Annotated in this window: 18 protein-coding genes; 9 read left to right on the top strand and 9 right to left on the bottom strand. The window is 64.2% G+C overall.

Annotation, left to right across the window (positions count from 1 at the left end; genetic code table 11):
* Window positions 1–12 precede the first annotated feature (12 nt).
* Together CXX84_RS02335 and CXX84_RS02330 are read right to left on the bottom strand one after the other, a co-directional pair.
* Window positions 13–933, bottom strand: a complete 921-nt coding sequence (locus CXX84_RS02335; protein WP_102975097.1) for a carbohydrate ABC transporter permease — start codon at window positions 931–933, stop codon at window positions 13–15.
* The gene (locus CXX84_RS02330) at window positions 930–1,886 is read right to left on the bottom strand and encodes a carbohydrate ABC transporter permease (protein ID WP_189337458.1); all 957 of its coding nucleotides are present in this window, start codon (window positions 1,884–1,886) and stop codon (window positions 930–932) included. The genes CXX84_RS02335 and CXX84_RS02330 overlap by 4 nt, the downstream gene beginning before the upstream one ends.
* A 239-nt stretch (window positions 1,887–2,125) precedes the next feature.
* Here CXX84_RS02330 and CXX84_RS02325 point away from each other — a divergent pair, with 239 nt between their 5' ends.
* The 8 genes from CXX84_RS02325 (at window position 2,126) to CXX84_RS02290 (ending at window position 7,389) form a co-directional block, all read left to right on the top strand.
* Window positions 2,126–3,064 carry a P1 family peptidase gene (locus CXX84_RS02325; protein WP_102975350.1) on the top strand — a complete coding sequence of 313 codons (939 nt, stop codon included), beginning with the start codon at window positions 2,126–2,128 and terminating at the stop codon, window positions 3,062–3,064.
* A gap of 171 nt (window positions 3,065–3,235) precedes the next feature.
* Window positions 3,236–3,457, top strand: a complete 222-nt coding sequence (infA, locus tag CXX84_RS02320; protein ID WP_009358723.1) for a translation initiation factor IF-1 — start codon at window positions 3,236–3,238, stop codon at window positions 3,455–3,457.
* A gap of 70 nt (window positions 3,458–3,527) precedes the next feature.
* The gene (gene rpmJ / locus CXX84_RS02315) at window positions 3,528–3,641 is read left to right on the top strand and encodes a 50S ribosomal protein L36 (protein ID WP_009358722.1); all 114 of its coding nucleotides are present in this window, start codon (window positions 3,528–3,530) and stop codon (window positions 3,639–3,641) included.
* Between the two features lie 184 nt (window positions 3,642–3,825).
* Entirely contained in the window at window positions 3,826–4,200 is a 375-nt protein-coding gene (gene rpsM / locus CXX84_RS02310; protein WP_003803743.1) for a 30S ribosomal protein S13, read from the top strand.
* A gap of 54 nt (window positions 4,201–4,254) precedes the next feature.
* On the top strand, window positions 4,255–4,656 hold the full coding sequence (rpsK, locus tag CXX84_RS02305) for a 30S ribosomal protein S11 (protein ID WP_018769149.1): 402 nt from the start codon (window positions 4,255–4,257) through the stop codon (window positions 4,654–4,656).
* 131 nt (window positions 4,657–4,787) lie between these two features.
* Window positions 4,788–5,798 (top strand): DNA-directed RNA polymerase subunit alpha, encoded by a 1,011-nt coding sequence (locus tag CXX84_RS02300; RefSeq protein ID WP_013601812.1) that lies wholly within the window; start codon window positions 4,788–4,790, stop codon window positions 5,796–5,798.
* 68 nt (window positions 5,799–5,866) lie between these two features.
* Window positions 5,867–6,451, top strand: coding sequence for a 50S ribosomal protein L17 (gene rplQ / locus CXX84_RS02295; RefSeq protein ID WP_102975096.1), 585 nt, complete (start codon window positions 5,867–5,869; stop codon window positions 6,449–6,451).
* A 32-nt stretch (window positions 6,452–6,483) separates the two neighbouring features.
* Window positions 6,484–7,389, top strand: a complete 906-nt coding sequence (locus CXX84_RS02290; protein WP_102975095.1) for a tRNA pseudouridine synthase A — start codon at window positions 6,484–6,486, stop codon at window positions 7,387–7,389.
* Between the two features lie 70 nt (window positions 7,390–7,459).
* Here CXX84_RS02290 and CXX84_RS02285 read toward each other — a convergent pair whose 3' ends face one another.
* Window positions 7,460–9,127: a sensor histidine kinase gene (locus CXX84_RS02285; RefSeq protein ID WP_102975094.1), complete on the bottom strand. Its 1,668-nt coding sequence runs from the start codon at window positions 9,125–9,127 to the stop codon at window positions 7,460–7,462.
* A 250-nt stretch (window positions 9,128–9,377) separates the two neighbouring features.
* Between CXX84_RS02285 and CXX84_RS02280 the strand changes: the two genes are divergently transcribed.
* Window positions 9,378–10,166: a response regulator transcription factor gene (locus CXX84_RS02280; protein ID WP_102975093.1), complete on the top strand. Its 789-nt coding sequence runs from the start codon at window positions 9,378–9,380 to the stop codon at window positions 10,164–10,166.
* A 7-nt stretch (window positions 10,167–10,173) separates the two neighbouring features.
* On the opposite strand, the gene CXX84_RS02275 is transcribed toward CXX84_RS02280, so the two are convergent.
* The 6 genes from CXX84_RS02275 to CXX84_RS02250 all read right to left on the bottom strand — a co-directional run bounded on the left by CXX84_RS02275 (window position 10,174) and on the right by CXX84_RS02250 (window position 16,041).
* A complete protein-coding gene (locus CXX84_RS02275) occupies window positions 10,174–10,635 on the bottom strand; it encodes an Hpt domain-containing protein (RefSeq protein WP_102975092.1) in 462 nt (153 codons plus the stop codon).
* Between the two features lie 93 nt (window positions 10,636–10,728).
* A complete protein-coding gene (locus tag CXX84_RS02270) occupies window positions 10,729–11,613 on the bottom strand; it encodes a type II secretion system F family protein (RefSeq protein ID WP_102975091.1) in 885 nt (294 codons plus the stop codon).
* Window positions 11,614–11,619: 6 nt separating this feature from the next.
* Window positions 11,620–12,552 (bottom strand): type II secretion system F family protein, encoded by a 933-nt coding sequence (locus tag CXX84_RS02265; RefSeq protein WP_102975090.1) that lies wholly within the window; start codon window positions 12,550–12,552, stop codon window positions 11,620–11,622.
* Between the two features lie 8 nt (window positions 12,553–12,560).
* The gene (locus CXX84_RS02260; protein ID WP_102975089.1) at window positions 12,561–14,096 is read right to left on the bottom strand and encodes a CpaF family protein; all 1,536 of its coding nucleotides are present in this window, start codon (window positions 14,094–14,096) and stop codon (window positions 12,561–12,563) included.
* Window positions 14,096–15,289 carry a CpaE family protein gene (locus CXX84_RS02255; RefSeq protein ID WP_102975088.1) on the bottom strand — a complete coding sequence of 398 codons (1,194 nt, stop codon included), beginning with the start codon at window positions 15,287–15,289 and terminating at the stop codon, window positions 14,096–14,098. Before CXX84_RS02255 ends, CXX84_RS02260 begins: the two co-directional genes overlap by 1 nt.
* The gene (locus CXX84_RS02250) at window positions 15,286–16,041 is read right to left on the bottom strand and encodes a Flp pilus assembly protein CpaB (protein WP_102975087.1); all 756 of its coding nucleotides are present in this window, start codon (window positions 16,039–16,041) and stop codon (window positions 15,286–15,288) included. The genes CXX84_RS02255 and CXX84_RS02250 overlap by 4 nt, the downstream gene beginning before the upstream one ends.
* Window positions 16,042–16,043 lie beyond the last annotated feature (2 nt).

The following is a 16,043-nucleotide window of genomic DNA, read 5'->3' as shown; positions in this document are numbered from 1 at the left end:
GGCGGCACGGGCTTATCCCGTCACGCTGCCCTGGGTGAGCCCTGCCACGATGTAACGCTGCAGGGCTGCGAAGATCACGAGGATGGGGACAATAACGAGGACGGCGCCGGCCATGAGGATGCCCCACCCCGAGGCGTTGCTCTCCGAGTTCTGAAGCAGCGTCAGGCCCACCGGAAGGGTCATGGTTTCGGGTCGGTCCGTGATGATCAACGGCCAGATGTATTCGTTCCACTCGCTGACGATGGTCACGAGTCCCACGGTGGCGATGGAGGGAACGGAGATGGGAACAACGATCCGCCACAGGCGCCGCCAGTGGCCGGCCCCATCGATCTCCGCTGATTCAAGGATTGAGTTGGGCAGGGTGAGGAAATGCTGGCGCAGGAGGAAAGTTCCGAATGCGGTCCCCAGGCCCGGCAGGATGATGCCCCAGAGAGTGTTCTTCCCGCCCATTCCTGAGATCAGGATGTAGTTGGGGAGGATGGACACCTGCGGTGGCACCATCAGGGCCACCAGGATCAGCATGAAAATCGCGTTCTTGAACGGGAAGCGGACGAACACCAGTGCGTAAGCCGTCAGGATGGCCAGAATGACCTTCACGCTGGCGCCCGCCACAGTGACGATGGTGCTGTTGAGGAAGAACTGGCCGAACGGCACTGTGGTCATGGCGATCCGGTAGTTCTCCGGGTTGAGCGTTTCCGGCAGGACTTTCAGGTCCATCGTGATGATCTCGCCGGGTTGCTTGAACGAGCTGAGCACCATCCACAGCAGCGGCAGGAAAACCACCAGGGTTGCCAGGAGCAGCGGGACGTAGCCACCCAGGATGGCCTGCACCAGGTTCCGCCTCGAAAACGGCCGGTCCCGGGGAATGAGTGGTTCGGCTTCCTGCGTCGCCGGCGCCGTGGGGTCAGGGTTGACGGGTGACAGCGAGCTCACGAGTAATGCACCTTCCGTTCCACGAACCGCAGTTGGACCACAGTGATGACCAGCAGGATCGCGAACAGGATGACCGAGATGGCCGCCGAGTAGCCGGCGCGGTTAAACGCACCGAATGCCTGGAGGTAGGCCTCGTAGATCAGGGTGCTGGTGCCGGTTCCCAGGGGTGTCATGATCCTGATCAGGTCAAAGGCCTGCAGCGAACTCAGCAGGCTGGTGATCAGGAGGAAGAACGTGGTGGGGGACAGGAGCGGCAGCGACATGCTGATAAAGCGCCGGAACCCGTTGGCTCCGTCCAGGGATGCCGCCTCCATGACGTCCTGCGGCAGGGACTGCAAACCCGCCAGGTACACCACTGCGCAGTAGCCCAGGTTCTTCCAGACGTAAACGAGGATCACCATGACCAGGGAAAGCTGGGGGTCATTGATCCATTGCGGGCTCTGCTGGCCGATGCCCCGGAGCAACCAGGCGAGGACGCCGTAGCCCGGATCGAAAATGAACAGCCACACCAGGCCCACGCCCACGCCGGACAGGACGTAGGGAGCAAACACTGCCGAGCGGGCGAACGTGGTTCCCCTGACTTTCGCGTTCAGTGCCAGGGCGATGAGCAGTCCCAGGATCATGGACCCGCCCACAGTCACCACCGTGAAAACGGCTGTGGTGCCCAGCACCTTGGAGGCGTCGTCGCTGCTGAAAAACGTGATGTAGTTGTTGATGCCCACCACCGTGGCCGACGGTGACCCCAGAGTCCAGTCCAGCGTTGAGTAGTAGATGTTGCTGATGAGGGGCCGGTAGGTGAAGACAGCGATCAGCACCAGGTTCGGCAGGGCAAGGGCCAGGAAGACGAAGAAGTCACGCCGGGTTCTTTGTGTCCAGCGCCGGCGTCGGAGGCCGGCGGCAGGTCCGGGCTTTGCGGGCTTGGTGGACGGAAGGGGTGCGAGTTGACGGGTCATGCGGTCTCTCACGGGATTCGTGCCTGCTCGTGGCGGGCCGTGGTCGGGGGATTCTAGCCATAACTTCACCACAAGGTCAGTAGGCAGAAAGCCGCATTTGCCCTCGTCAGAGGACTGTTAGACGAGGCTTCGTTGCCCGTTAACGCTGTGTTGGATGCAGTCTTGCACAAAGTTTGGTTGAAAGGCAGGGACCCGCCCGTATTCCTCCGTTTGATGGTCGAAAGGGGAGAATGGACGCCATGGGAGCGATCAGCGATGTTCCGGGAATCAGGGTGGGGCACCGGGAAAAGTCCGACGACGGCTGGCTGAGCGGCGTCACGGTGGTCCTGCCGCCGCCCGGCACGGTGGGGTCGGTTGACGTGCAGGGCGGCGGTCCCGCCACCCATGAGACGGATGCCCTGGCCCCCACCACGCTCGTCAGCACCGTGGATGCGGTGGTCCTGACCGGTGGGAGCGCCTTTGGCCTGGCGTCCGCCTCCGGTGTCCAGCGCTGGTGCGAGGAAAACGGCCGCGGGTTCGCAGTGCCTGGGGGAGTAGTCCCCATCGTTCCGGCGGCCGCCATCTTCGACCTCGGCAGGGGAGGGGACTTCTCCGCACGTCCGACGCCGGACATGGGTTACGCGGCAACCGTCGCCGCTGCTGCCCAAGAGGACGGACACGACGTCGGGCGCGGCAACGTGGGTGCCGGCACCGGAGCACTCCTCGGCCGTACCTACAAAGGGGGCACAGGGACAGCATCCGTCACCCTCGACAATGGCGTCGTGGTCGGCGCGCTGGCCGTTGTCAATGCCCTTGGAATCCCCTTCGAAACTACTCCGGCCCCTTCGATGCTGGCTCCTCTGCCGGACGCCCCGCCGATGAACACCACCCTTGTCGTCGTTGCAACGAATGCCGTATTGGATGTAGCCGAGTGCAAGCGGACTGCAGCTGCATCACATGCTGGCATTGCGAGAGCCCTGAACCCTTCGCACACTCTCGCCGACGGGGATACTGTTTTCTGCTTGTCTACCCAGGCCGTGGCACTGGGCCGCTCGGACGAAGCTGCCCGGCAGGTCAGCCTCATCACCCTCCAAAGCGCGGCAGCCGACGTCGTACGTTTGGCAATCCTCGACGGTGTGGCCAGCGCCGAAGCCGTGAGCACTCCGGCCGGTGATTATGGTGTGTACGGCATGCAGTAGGTTACTATTGCCGATTTAACTTTCGCAGCGATACAGAGTAGTGTTGTTTGTTGGTTGTCTGGACTGCCACGCCCTTTTGGGTCTGGACCCGGCAATCGATCCAACCAAAACGTTCGTGGCCATGCCCGGTGCAATCCGGCAGGGCTGCGGCAACAACAGTTAGCGGAGGGTATGGCCAAGAAGGACGGGGTCATTGAGATCGAAGGCGTTGTGACCGAGGCGCTGCCTAACGCGATGTTTCGCGTTGAGCTCACCAACAAGCACATCGTTTTGGCACACATCTCTGGAAAGATGCGTCAGCACTACATCCGAATCCTCCCAGAGGACCGCGTAGTGGTGGAGCTGAGCCCGTACGACCTCACCCGTGGTCGTATCGTCTACCGCTACAAGTAAATTGCTGGGCGGCTTCAGCGCGAGCTGACCGCTGCTCCAGTTGACCAACTGTTACACGCAAAGGAATGCCATGAAGGTCAAGCCGAGCGTCAAGCAGATCTGCGAAAAGTGCAAAGTGATCCGCCGTAATGGCCGGGTCATGGTGATCTGCGAGAACCCGCGCCACAAGCAGCGCCAGGGCTAATTTCCCCTTACCGGGAAATCCTGGGTTGCTAACCCACGCAAGTAAATAAAGGCAGCACAAGCTGATCTGGAACATTGAGCTCGAAAGAGTCCGGACAGCTAACCCCCGGTCGGAGGCTGGGGCCGCACAGAACGTGCGGGTGTACTGCCTACGACCTCCGGTTTATTCAAGGAGTACTGCCACTATGGCTCGTCTCGCTGGCGTAGACATTCCCCGCGAAAAGCGGCTGGAAATTGCGCTTACTTACATCTACGGCGTGGGCAAGACCCGTGCACACGAAACCCTGGCTGCCACTGGCATCAGCGCCGACGTTCGCGTCAAGGACCTGACTGATGCACAGCTGGTTGAGCTGCGTGACTACATTGAAGGCAACTACAAGGTTGAGGGTGACCTTCGCCGCGAAGTAGCAGCAGATATCCGCCGCAAGGTTGAAATCGGCAGCTACGAAGGCCTGCGCCACCGCAAGGGCCTGCCCGTACGCGGACAGCGTACGAAGACCAACGCCCGTACCCGCAAGGGCCCGAAGCGCACCGTCGCCGGCAAGAAGAAGGCCCGTTAAAATCCCCGCCGGGATTAACGGACTTTTCCCCAATAACTTTCTGTAGGAGAAATAATGCCCCCGAAGACTCGTGGCGCGGTTCGCAAGCCGCGTAAGAAGGACAAAAAGAATATCGCGCTGGGCCAGGCGCACATCAAGAGCACGTTTAACAACACCATCGTTTCCATCACGGATCCGAACGGCGCTGTTATCTCCTGGGCTTCCTCAGGTGAGGTTGGCTTCAAGGGCTCGCGTAAATCCACCCCGTTCGCAGCCCAGATGGCTGCCGAAGCTGCCGCCAAGCGCGCCCAGGAACACGGCATGCGCAAGGTTGACGTTTTCGTCAAGGGACCGGGTTCAGGCCGCGAGACCGCGATCCGTTCGCTGCAGGCCGCAGGCCTCGAGGTTGGCTCCATCCAGGACGTCACCCCCGCTGCACACAACGGCTGCCGCCCGCCGAAGCGCCGCCGCGTCTAAGGCTTTCCACGCCGCATGAGCTTGCCCGGACCATCGATGGTCCGGGCAAGCCCAGCGCGTTAAGTCTTCAGACCGAATTTCCACCACCTGTGTTGCGTCATATAGCGGATGCTCGCCGAAAGGAAACCTAAGTGCTCATTGCACAGCGCCCCACCCTCTCCGAAGAGGTAGTCTCCGAAAACCGTTCGCGTTTCATCATTGAACCGCTGGAACCGGGCTTCGGCTACACCCTCGGAAACTCCCTCCGCCGTACCCTGCTCTCCTCCATCCCCGGTGCTGCCGTAACCAGCATCCGGATCGATGGCGTGCTGCACGAGTTCACCACGGTTCCGGGTGTCAAGGAAGATGTCACTGAGATCATCCTGAACATCAAGAGCCTCTCGGTGTCCTCCGAGCACGATGAGCCGGTTGTTGCCTACCTGCGCAAGCAGGGCCCCGGAGTCGTCACCGCCGCGGACATCGCTCCGCCGGCCGGCGTCGAATTCCACAACCCGGATCTGCACATCGCCACGCTGAACTCGAAGGGCAAGTTCGAGCTCGAACTGACCATCGAGCGCGGCCGCGGCTACGTTTCGGCAGCTCAGAACAAGTCCGGCGATGCAGAGATCGGCCGTATCCCGGTTGACTCCATCTACTCGCCGGTGCTGAAGGTTACTTTCCGCGTGGAAGCAACCCGTGTTGAGCAGCGCACTGACTTCGACAAGCTGATTGTCGACGTCGAGACCAAGCAGGCCATCGCCCCCCGCGATGCCGTCGCTTCCGCAGGCACCACCCTGGTGGAGCTGTTCGGTCTGGCCCGTGAGCTGAACACCGCAGCTGAAGGTATCGAGATCGGCCCGTCGCCCACCGACGCTGCCCTGGCAGCCGACATGGCACTGCCGATCGAGGATCTGGACCTCACCGTCCGGTCCTACAACTGCCTCAAGCGTGAGGGCATCCACACCGTGGGTGAACTCGTTGCCCGCTCCGAGGCTGACCTGATGGACATCCGCAACTTTGGTGCGAAGTCCATTGACGAGGTCAAGGCAAAGCTGGTTGAACTGGGCCTGTCCCTCAAGGACTCGCCTCCCGGTTTTGACCTCGCAGCACGCGCCGCAGCAATCGAAGAGGACGACGCCGCCTTCGGCGACGACGAACTCTAAACCAGACCTTGGCCGCGGGCAGGCACCATGGTGTGCAGCCCACGGCTTCCATTTGAGGAGAAACAATTATGCCTACCCCCACTAAGGGTCCGCGCCTCGGAGGCGGCCCGGCTCACGAGCGCCTCATGCTCGCGAACCTGGCAGCATCCCTGTTCGAGCACAAGCGGATCACCACCACGGTCACCAAGGCTAAGCGCCTGAAGCCGTACGCAGAGCGCCTGGTGACCTTCGCCAAGCGTGGCGACCTCGCTTCCCGCCGCCGCGTTCTCGGCCTGATCAGCAACAAGGGCGTCGTCCACGAGCTGTTCACCGACATCGCGCAGGCTGTGGAGAACCGCGATGGCGGTTACACCCGCATCACCAAGATCGGCAACCGCAAGGGCGACAACGCTCCCATGGCTGTCATCGAGCTGGTTCTTGAGCCGGTTTCCGCTAAGCAGGCCGTTGTAGCCGAGGCTACCTCCGCCGCGAAGCGCGACGCTGACAAGAAGGAAGCCGCTGCTGCTGCTCCGGCCGCCGAGGAAGCTCCCGAGGCTGAGGTTGCCGAAACCGAAGCTGCCGAGGCTCCCGCTGCTGAAGAGGCTGCAACCGAAGAGGCTCCGGCCGCTGAGGAAGCCCCCGAAGCTGCTGCTGAGGAGAAGGACGCGAAGTAATTCGCTGACTGGCTTCGCATAGACTTGGGTCTATGAACGACCAAAAACCCGCGGCCCCCGTTTCAGGGGGCGGCGGGTTTTTGCGTGTCCGGCTTGATCTTTCGTACGACGGCGGCCCCTTCAGCGGGTGGGCCCTGCAGCCGGGACGCCGCACAGTCCAGGGCGTTCTGGAGGAAGCCCTGCAGTTGCTTATCCGGCGGCCCGTGCGCGTGACAGTGGCGGGTCGGACGGACGCCGGCGTCCACGCCCGCGGCCAGGTGGTCCACCTGGACCTGACGGAAGCCGAGTGGCAGGGACTGCCGCGCGGCCACGAACTTGATCCCGCCGTCGCCATGCTGCGCCGTCTCCGGGGCGCGCTCAGCCGGATCCTCGGTGACCTGACCGGGGCGGTGGAGGTGCACCTGGTCTCTCTGGCACCTGAGGGCTTTGATGCCCGCTTCTCAGCACTGTGGCGGCGCTACAGCTACCGGATCGCGGACGGGCCGGCCCTGTGGGATCCGCTGGGCCGGTACTCCACGCTCTGGCACAAGAACCCGCTGGACGTAGATCTGTTGAACGAAGGTGCGTCCAAGCTCCTGGGGCTGCAGAACTTCCTGTCCTTTTGCAAGCCACGGGAGGGGGCCACCACCATCCGCGAACTCCAGCGCTTCGAGTTCGCCCGCGGCGAGGACGGGGTCATCGTGACCACGGTCCAGGCCGACGCGTTCTGCCACAACATGGTGCGTGCCCTGATCGGCTCCGCCCTGTACGTGGGGGAGGGCGTTGAGGAACCCGGCTGGCTTCACGAGCGCCTGCTGGCCAGGAAGCGCGATGCGAAGTCCGTGCTGGCCGCCCCACACCCGCTGGTGCTGGAGGAAGTGGCCTACCCGTCGGACGACGAGCTGCTGGCCCGCGCGGAGCTGACGAGGGCGCTGCGGGACTCCCCACCCGCGCCCTAACCTCGCAAGCTCTGGCCGGGGCCCTCGCCGGCTTGGCTCCACAGCCGGGAACCCTGCGGGCATGGGCCCACTAGAAGGCTTGCGGCGGCCCTTCTGCCGGAAGGGTCAGCGTGAAGGTGCTGCCCTTGCCCTGGCCGCTCTCGCAGGTGATGGTGCCGCCATGGCCCTCCACGATCATCTTGGTGATGGAGAGGCCTAGCCCGGCCCCCGAGATGGACGCCTTCTCGGCGGCGTCCGATCGGAAGAAGCGCGTGAATGCCTTGGCGGTATCCTCCCGGGACATGCCCATTCCGGTATCGCTGACTCTGACCTGCACCCAATCCTTGCTGGACCGGGCGCTGATCCTGACTGCCCCGCCGTCGGGCGAGTACTTGATGGCGTTGTTGACCAAATTGTCCAGCGCCTGGCCGATGCGGAGCGGATCAGCGTATGCCCACAGAGGCGAGGGAACGTCTGCGCTGAGCTGGATGTGCGCCCGCTCAGCCTGTGCCTGCGCTGATCCCAAGCTCGTCTCCACCAGGCTGGCCAGGTCTGTCCGTTTTGGGTGCACGTTCAGTGCGCTCGAGGCCGTGGCTGTCAGATCCGAGACGAGGGCCACCAGCCGCTCCGCGTTCCGCTGGACCACCAGCAGCCGCTGGACTACCTGCGGCGGCAAGGCGCCGACGTCGTCCAGAACGAGGTCTACGTTGCCGATGATCGAATTCAGGGGCGTCTTGAACTCGTGTGAAACATTTGAAACCAGCTCCTGGTTGGCGGCCAGCGCCTCAACCCAGCCGGTGACGTCGCTGTACACCACCACCGCGCCGTTGAAGCTGCCGTCCTCGGCGAGCAGCGGGCGCGCAGCCGTGGACATTGCCCGCTGTTCCGCGCCCTCGCCCGCCCACACCAGGTAGTCGGCAAAAGACTCCCCGGCGATGGCCCGGCTGATGGGGCGCTTCTCCGGCGGCAGCAGGGTCCGCCGGTCCTGCCCAAAGATGAGCTGGTGCCCCCGCCCGGGCACCGCATCCTCCGCGCCGGTGCTCCGGCGGAAGTCACGCTGGCGGTTGTTGGACACCAGCAGGCGCCCGGACGGGTCGACGGCGGCGATTCCGACGTCGGTGGCGTCAAGGACCGTCTGGAGCAGCTTTTCCCGTTCCCGGCTTTCGCACAGGAGCTTCCGAAGCTCCCTGTCCTTGTCCGCCAGTTCCTGCTGCTGGAGCCGGACGTGCACGGTTGCGAAGCGGATGGCGAGGGAAACGGTGAACATCATGAGGGGAAAGAGGAGCGTGGTGGTGATATCCGTGGCGGTCAGGTTGGGGAAACGGCCGGCCAGGGACGGGACCATGATCAGCATGGGTCCGAAGAAGCTCAGGACCAGGCTGCTGCGGGCGAGCATCCCGGAGGCGGAGAGCCAAATGACCGGGAAGACCGCCAGGACGGCCAGGCCCGGCAGAAGTGGAGCGGCACCGTTCCGGAGCAGCCCGATTGCGAGGAAGTCCAGGACCGGGATCAGGAGATACGGGCGGTGCGCCAGGCGTTCCCAGGGCACCAGGAAACAGCCGAGGAACAGGGCGCCGTGAAGGAGGATTCCGGAAATGTAGAGGGGACTGTGCAGCAGCGTTGGCCAGGCAAACGGAGTGGCTGCGGCCAGCGCGGCCACGATCAGTGTCAGCGGCAGCTGGCACAGGGCCACCTGGGTGCGCGGGCCCAGGCTGCGGAAGAAGCGGGCCGGTCCGCGCTGGAAGAAATGCTCAGCCATGGGCGCTTACACCCCACGAGAATGTGGTGAATGGCCGGGCCGCGCGTGCGTTCGAACTCCTGCAGGCCACCTCCGGCACATCCTTTCAACTGGTAATCCACATGTCTTGTCATGATAATTGACTTTCCGCAATGAATACGGAAAGGGATGTCATCAGGACCGCTTACGAGTAGCGTATAAATGGTTGGAGCGGATTTGGCATTGGCGCTGGGCTGATGGGGGGCCATGTCCGCCTGGCACAGGGATATCAATGGACGAACTTGGTGTGGCTGTAGTAATTGAAGACGATGCCGATGTACGCAACCTTCTCGAGGGAGTGCTGAGCCAGGCTGGCTTCGAAGTCCACACAGCGGCAGACGGACGGGCCGGCGTGGAAGTGGTGCGCAGCAAGCAGGCACATGTTGTAACGCTGGACATCGGACTGCCGGACATCGACGGGTTTGAAGTTTTGCGGCGGATCCGCCATTTCAGCAATGCCTATGTAGTGATGCTGACAGGCAGGACAGAGGAACCGGATCTTCTGTCTGCCCTCAATGCAGGAGCGGATGACTACATTGCCAAACCCTTCCGGCCCAGGGAACTCCGGGCCCGGGTGGCAGCGATGATGCGCAGGCCGCGGCATGAGGTCAACGGCCAGAAGCCGGCGGCGGCATGGGGATCACCTCCCACGCCCGCTGTCGCACCGCAGGCCCATGACGCCTCGGTCCTGCACCACAACGGCCTCACCTTGAACCACCGCACCCGGACAGTGGAGATCAACGGCCAGCCGCTCGGGCTCACGCGCAGCGAATTCGATCTGCTCCACGTTCTGCTCCGGGGCGGCGGTGCGGTGTGCACCCGGTCTGATCTTGTCCGCGCCGTGCGCGGCGAGTTCTACGACGAGGATACGTACATCAGCGAAGCGGACGAACGCGCCGTCGAAGTCCACGTGGGCAACCTGCGCCGCAAGCTCAAGGAGGACCAGCTGTCGCCGCGCTGGCTGCAGACCGTCCGCGGCGTCGGCTACCGGCTGGCTCCCGCCAGGGGGCCGGAGAGCTAGGACCGGATCAGTCGTGTTCCAGGATGTACTTGGCCTGGAGCTCGGAGACAGTCTGTCCGCCGTCCAGGGCAACCCGTTCCATCAGCACCCGGCCCCGGCTGAAATCGCCCAGGCGGATCACGGTTTCCAGGAGTTCGGCGAGCTTGGCCAGCCGGAGACCGCCGACCATGGCGGAGGTGATCTTCAGGCTGATCACGGCATCAAGGGCGGAGTCGGTGTCCTGGGTGTCCACGGCTGCTGCCAGCCTGGCGTAGCGCTGGTCCCACATGGCAGCGTAGTCATGGGCGAAGCGCTGGGCGAGGCCGGAACCGGCGAGCTCGTCTTCGAGTTCTTCGAGGACACCTGCGTCAATGAGCGGCAAGAGTCCGTCCGCTTCCTGTGACAGAGCGGTTCCGGCTGACGCGATCCCTGGCTGCAGCGCGCCCGCGGCGGCGGCCTCGCTGCTGGTGCCGGGATCTTGACTGTGCATTGTTCAAGGCTACTTCCTGAAATTCTTCCGTTGTCCTGTTTCGGGTGATCCTGTGGAAACCTTGAGGGATATTTCAGCTGGCACTGCGCCGGTTTACTGCGCGCTGAAAGTCACCACGGTATTAATGACGGCCGGTCCAAGAATGGCGATAAAAAAAACCGGGAAAATGAAGAACAACAGGGGAAACAGGATCATGACGGGGAGTTTCATCGCCTTTTCCTCGGCACGCTGGCGCCGCTTGACCCGCATGACTTTCGCTTGGACCCGCAACACGCGGCTGATGGCGATGCCGTAGGTGTCCGCCTGGACCACCGCCTGGACAAAGCTGCGCAGCTCGGGGATGTTGGTCCGTTCCGCCAGCGCAATGTAGGACTCCCGGCGGCTGCGGCCTACCTGCATGTCCTGCAGGGTCCGGACCAGTTCTTCAGCCAGCGGGCCTTTGCCGTTTTCCCCTGCGCGAGCCATGGCACCTTCAAAGCCCAGGCCGGCTTCCACGGAGATCAGCATCTGGTCCAGTGTGTTGGCCAGTTCCAGCTGCATCACCTTCTGGCGTTCCTGCCCTTTGCTGTAGAGCAGGAGGTCAGGGATGAAGTAGCCCAGGAACAGCAGGAACAGTCCCGCAAGCTTCATCAGGGGCGTGCTGCCGATGGCGGTCAGGTAGATGCCGGCGGTGGCACCCGCCAGGCCTATGGCCAGCTTGGAGCCAAGGACTTTGCCCAGCGGCATGGAGGCAGGACGTCCGGCGAGGGCCAAGAGGCGGTCCAGGAACGCCACATATGCCGGGGGAGTGAGACGCCGGCCGATGCCTTCGAGCATGCCGGGTTTGGTTTCCGGGGCAGCTGCGGTCGCCACGGCACCGCGGGAGAGCAGGTCGCTGACCGCCAGGCGGCCCTGCTTGTCCACGGTCAGGACGGACCAGGCCACTGCGGCCAGGGGGACGCAGACCAGGACGATGGCGAGGAGGATTGTCAGGCTCATGGTGTCTCAGAACTTCAGGTCGATGATCTTGCGCATCCACAGCGCGCCGATGGTCATGAGGACAAACGATGCTCCGATCATGGCCCAGCCCAGGGGATGGGTGAACATGGAGTTCATGTAGCTGGGGCTTACGGCCAGCAGCATGGCTACGATGCCGAACGGCATGGCGATGAGGATGTAGGCGGAGAACTTACCCTCGGCTGCGAGGGCCTTGATGTGGCCCTTGATTTCGGCGCGCTCGCGGATGGTTTCGTTGACCTGGTCCAGGACGTCGGCCAGGTTGCCGCCCACCTCGCGGTTGATCTGGATTGCCTGGGAAATCCAGACGAAATCCTCGTTCTTCATCCGCTCGGCAGTGTCGTTCAGGGCGGCCAGCAGGTCGCGCCCCAGGCTGGTCTCCGTGATCACCCGCCGCATCTCCTCCGACGTCGGCTTCTGTGATTCCGACGCCGCGGCGTCGATGGCGCGCAGGATACTGTGCCCGGCGCGGAGTCCGCCGGAGAGAAGCTGCAGGGTGTCGCCCAGCTGGTTGTCGAACGTGGCGCGGCGTCTGCCGGCCAGGAATCCCAGGACAAGCTTCCCGATCATTGGCGCCAGCAGCGCCAGGAGCAGACCCACCAACGGACCAACCGTCACTGTGCCCACCAGCATCCCTACGGCGGCGCCAATCCCTACCAGCAGGAAGAACTCGGCCTGGCTGAGCCGGAGTCCGGCGTTTTCCAGCTCGGGCCGGGCAAACAGCGTGATGCTCCGGCCGGCGAGAAGCCGTTCGAAGGACCGGACGGCGGAGAGCGCCACGCGCGCCAGGGATGACGGTGGTTCAGGATCAAAAGGACGACGGCGGTCCAGCGGCACGTCCGGGGCGCTGGGCAGGAGCACAGCGGCACCGAACAGGGTTACGGCTATCAGCAGGATGGCTGTTCCGGCAGCAAGAATCATGGTTGCTGTTACCGTCCGCCGTGGTTCTGGCCGGCCGGAGGCTGGCCCACCGCCGTCGGGGGTCCGGCGAAGACGCCGGGGGAGACGTGGATGCCCAGGTCTTCGAACCGGTCGATGAACCGCGGCCTGATGCCGGTGGCCACGGGCTTGCCGAGGAAGCGGCCCTGGGCGTCCACGCCGGCGGAGTAGTCGAAGACGAAGGCGTCCTGGAGGGTCACGATGTCTCCTTCCATGCCCTGGACTTCGGTGACGTGGGTGATGCGGCGTGAGCCGTCGCGGAGCCGGGAGATCTGGACGATGAGGTTGACGGCGGAGGCGATTTGTTCCCTGATGGCCCGCAGCGGCAGGTCCATCCCGGCCATCAGCACCAGGGTTTCGAGGCGGGCCACTGCGTCGCGGGGGGAGTTGGAGTGGACTGTTGAGAGGGAGCCGTCGTGGCCGGTGTTCATGGCCTGGAGCATGTCCAGCGATTCGCCGCCGCGGACCTCACCAACCACGATCCGGTCGGGCCGCATGCGCAGCGAGTTCCGGAGCAGCTCGCGGATGGTCACCTCGCCTTTGCCTTCAGTGTTAGGCGGGCGGCTTTCAAGCCGGACCACGTGCTGCTGCTGGATCTGCAGTTCCACGGCGTCCTCGATGGTGACGATCCGTTCGTCCGCGGGGAGGAAGGAGGACAGCACATTGAGGAGGGTGGTTTTGCCGGTGCCTGTGCCGCCGGAGACGATGATGTTGAGTTTGGCCTTGACGCAGGCGTTGAGCAGCTCGGCCATCTCCGGGGTGAGCGTGCCGAAATCGATCAGGTTGCGGACGGTCAGCGGGACCTTGCTGAATTTACGGATGGTCAGCGAGGAACCGCCCACGGCCAGTGGCGGGATGACGGCGTTGACGCGCGAACCGTCCTCGAGGCGGGCGTCCACCAGCGGGGAGGACTCGTCAATGCGGCGGCCCACCTTGGACACGATCCGCTCAATGACCTTGCGCAGGTGGTCCTCGGAGCTGAACCGGGACTCCGTCAGGGTCAGTTTGCCCTTGCGTTCCACATAGATCTGGTCCATCCGGTTGACCATGATTTCCGTGACGGCGGGGTCGTCCAGCAGTCGCTGGAGGGGGCCGAAACCCAGCACATCGTCGGCGACATCCTGGACCAGCCGGGTACGTTCCTCGGGAGTGAGCGGAACCTGTTCGGCGTCGATGATCCGTGTCAGTTCCTCCTTGGCTGTACTCCGCAGCTCCTGCTCGGTGGCCGTCGCGTCGTTGAAGCGTGCGCCCATCCGTTCGAACAGGGCAGTGGCCGCCCGGTGCTTCATGGCAGCGAAGACATCAACAGCCTGTGCCTTAGGCATCGACGGAGCTGAAGGCACCAAGGAGGCGCCGGCGTCGGACGTTGGAAGAACGACGGCGGGAGCGGCGGGAAGGTGCCGCGGCCCGCTCTCCCTTGAAGTGGCCGGGGCAGCCGCGGGACGAAGGGGTTCTAGCACGGCAACGCTGCTGCCCGAGGGCTGGTTGCGCTCCTGGACCGCGCTGATCCGTTCGGAGAGTTTCATCAGATGACCACCCTTCGGTGCAGCTTCCGCTGGGTCTGGGTACGCCACGCCGGGTTGAACCTCTCCACCAGCTGACGGAGGCTTTTGACGGCGGGGTCCTTCTTCGATTCCTGGAGGACGGGGATGCCGCGGTTAGTGGACAGTGCGACGGCCCGGGACCGGGGAACGCTGACATCCACGGGGGCGCCGATGGTGGACTCCACATCCTGGACGTTGAGGCCGGCTTTGGCGTCGGCCATGTTCAGGACCACGTGCCGGGATTCGGGCATGATCTCCAGCTGCCGGAGCACCTCCAGGCCGGAGCGCAAGCCGCGGAGGCTGGGAATGTCCATGGCGCTGACACAGACAACGTCCGTGCACTGTTCCATGGCGGCGAGGCCGATTTCGGGCATGCCGGGAGCTGTGTCCAGGACCACGTACTGGAATTCCTGGGACAGCTGTTCCAGCAGTCGGGTAATTTGGTCCGGCGTGATGTGGTCCGCGTCCACGGGGTTGGGCGGAGCGCAGAGGGCGTAGATCCCGGCCGGGTGCACCGTGAGGAATGCCTTGAGGACCAGCGAGTCCTGGGCGGCCGCGGGCGTGACGGCGTCCGTGACCGTGTGCTCGGGGTTGAGGTACAGGCCGGAGGCGACATCGCCGAACTGCAGGTCAAGGTCCACGATGACCACGCTCATGGGCGCGATCTGGCCGAGGCCGACCGCAATGTTGGTGGCAAGAGTTGTTTTGCCGACGCCGCCCTTGGGGGAGAAGACGCCGATCACCAGGCCCTTGCCGCTCTGTTCCGGATGTGTTTCCGGGCTGCGGTGGCGGGTGGCGAAGGACTGGCAGGCGCGCTCGAGCAGCACCCGGATTTCCGCGGCGTCCGCCTGCGGGCTGAGGATGTCCCGGATGCCGGCGCGCATGGCGTGGACCAGGAAGGACGGGTCCACATCGCTGACCAGCACCAGGCTGAGGCCGGGGAGCTGGACGTCGAAGACTTTGGCGAACCTGAGCGCCTCCTCGTAGGGGACATCCGGTCCGATGATCAGGACTTCTGGCTGCTCCTGGTTGAGGAGGGCAAACAGTTCTGCGGGGCCGGCGGGGAGAATGTCCGAGGCGATGGTCTGGACGGAGCCGCGCAGTCCGTGGGCGACGGCGGCGCGCAGCTTCTGGTCGAACTCGCCGCTGGGGGAGAGGAGGACGAACCGGCTCACTTGTAGACCACTTCCTTGCGTTCGATCCGGGGTCCGTTGTCCTGGGCGTCCAGGGGTTCCTTGGTGAGCCACAGCCGGCCGAACTCAGAGGCGAAAACGATCTTGCCGGCGTCGACGTCGTTGACCGCGACGGTGAGCATAAGCGAGCCCTCGGGCAGGGTGGTGTCCTGGGGGTTGGTGCCGTCGGCCGGCTTCTCGGCGCTCGCCGCTTGAGGGGCCCGCTGGACAGCGGTGACTAGGACTTTGCGGACCGTCAGCTGGGTGGTGGCGTCGTCGGCCTTGGCCTTGTAGCCTCCGCTGTCAAAGGTGAGGAAGATGCCCACATGCTCCCCGACGTCAATCCTCCCTCCCACCACGCGCTTGGGTTCCACCTCAAATGAGACTTCCTGAAGCCCGGGGGGAACATCCACGGTGCCCTTCGCCTTGACATCCGCCGGGGCAACAAGCCGCTCGGTCAGCAGCTGTTCCCCGGGGACGAGGTCAACGGCGCTGACGGTGCCGGCTTTGGTGTCCAGTGAGCTCAGTGCGCTCGCGGATTTTCCAGCGGCGGGGACCTGTTCGATGACCAGCGAAGCCGTCATGTCATTAACCGGGGTACCCGCCGGGATGGCGGTCTTGACCACCAGGACATCCACGGGTTCGGTTGAAGCGAGTGCGCGCTGGTCGGCGCCGTTCGCGTAAAAGATGATGAGAAGGGCTCCCACGAGCGCCAGGGCAACCGCGGCCGTTCCGGCGAGCAGGCGAGACTTCACGT

The sequence above is a fragment of the Arthrobacter sp. AFG7.2 genome (assembly GCF_002892835.1).
Taxonomy (GTDB): domain Bacteria; phylum Actinomycetota; class Actinomycetes; order Actinomycetales; family Micrococcaceae; genus Arthrobacter.
This window is presented reverse-complemented; position numbering and strand designations above follow the sequence as displayed.

Bases quoted from the DNA above. Each gene is read 5' to 3' on its own strand.
- CXX84_RS02330 (WP_189337458.1), bottom strand. From the start codon at position 1,886: ATGACCCGTCAACTCGCACCCCTTCCGTCCACCAAGCCCGCAAAGCCC.
- CXX84_RS02325 (WP_102975350.1), top strand. From the start codon at position 2,126: ATGGGAGCGATCAGCGATGTTCCGGGAATCAGGGTGGGGCACCGGGAA.
- infA (WP_009358723.1), top strand. From the start codon at position 3,236: ATGGCCAAGAAGGACGGGGTCATTGAGATCGAAGGCGTTGTGACCGAG.
- rpmJ (WP_009358722.1), top strand. From the start codon at position 3,528: ATGAAGGTCAAGCCGAGCGTCAAGCAGATCTGCGAAAAGTGCAAAGTG.
- rpsM (WP_003803743.1), top strand. From the start codon at position 3,826: ATGGCTCGTCTCGCTGGCGTAGACATTCCCCGCGAAAAGCGGCTGGAA.
- rpsK (WP_018769149.1), top strand. From the start codon at position 4,255: ATGCCCCCGAAGACTCGTGGCGCGGTTCGCAAGCCGCGTAAGAAGGAC.
- rplQ (WP_102975096.1), top strand. From the start codon at position 5,867: ATGCCTACCCCCACTAAGGGTCCGCGCCTCGGAGGCGGCCCGGCTCAC.
- CXX84_RS02290 (WP_102975095.1), top strand. From the start codon at position 6,484: ATGAACGACCAAAAACCCGCGGCCCCCGTTTCAGGGGGCGGCGGGTTT.
- CXX84_RS02285 (WP_102975094.1), bottom strand. From the start codon at position 9,127: ATGGCTGAGCATTTCTTCCAGCGCGGACCGGCCCGCTTCTTCCGCAGC.
- CXX84_RS02280 (WP_102975093.1), top strand. From the start codon at position 9,378: ATGGACGAACTTGGTGTGGCTGTAGTAATTGAAGACGATGCCGATGTA.
- CXX84_RS02275 (WP_102975092.1), bottom strand. From the start codon at position 10,635: ATGCACAGTCAAGATCCCGGCACCAGCAGCGAGGCCGCCGCCGCGGGC.
- CXX84_RS02270 (WP_102975091.1), bottom strand. From the start codon at position 11,613: ATGAGCCTGACAATCCTCCTCGCCATCGTCCTGGTCTGCGTCCCCCTG.
- CXX84_RS02265 (WP_102975090.1), bottom strand. From the start codon at position 12,552: ATGATTCTTGCTGCCGGAACAGCCATCCTGCTGATAGCCGTAACCCTG.
- CXX84_RS02260 (WP_102975089.1), bottom strand. From the start codon at position 14,096: ATGAAACTCTCCGAACGGATCAGCGCGGTCCAGGAGCGCAACCAGCCC.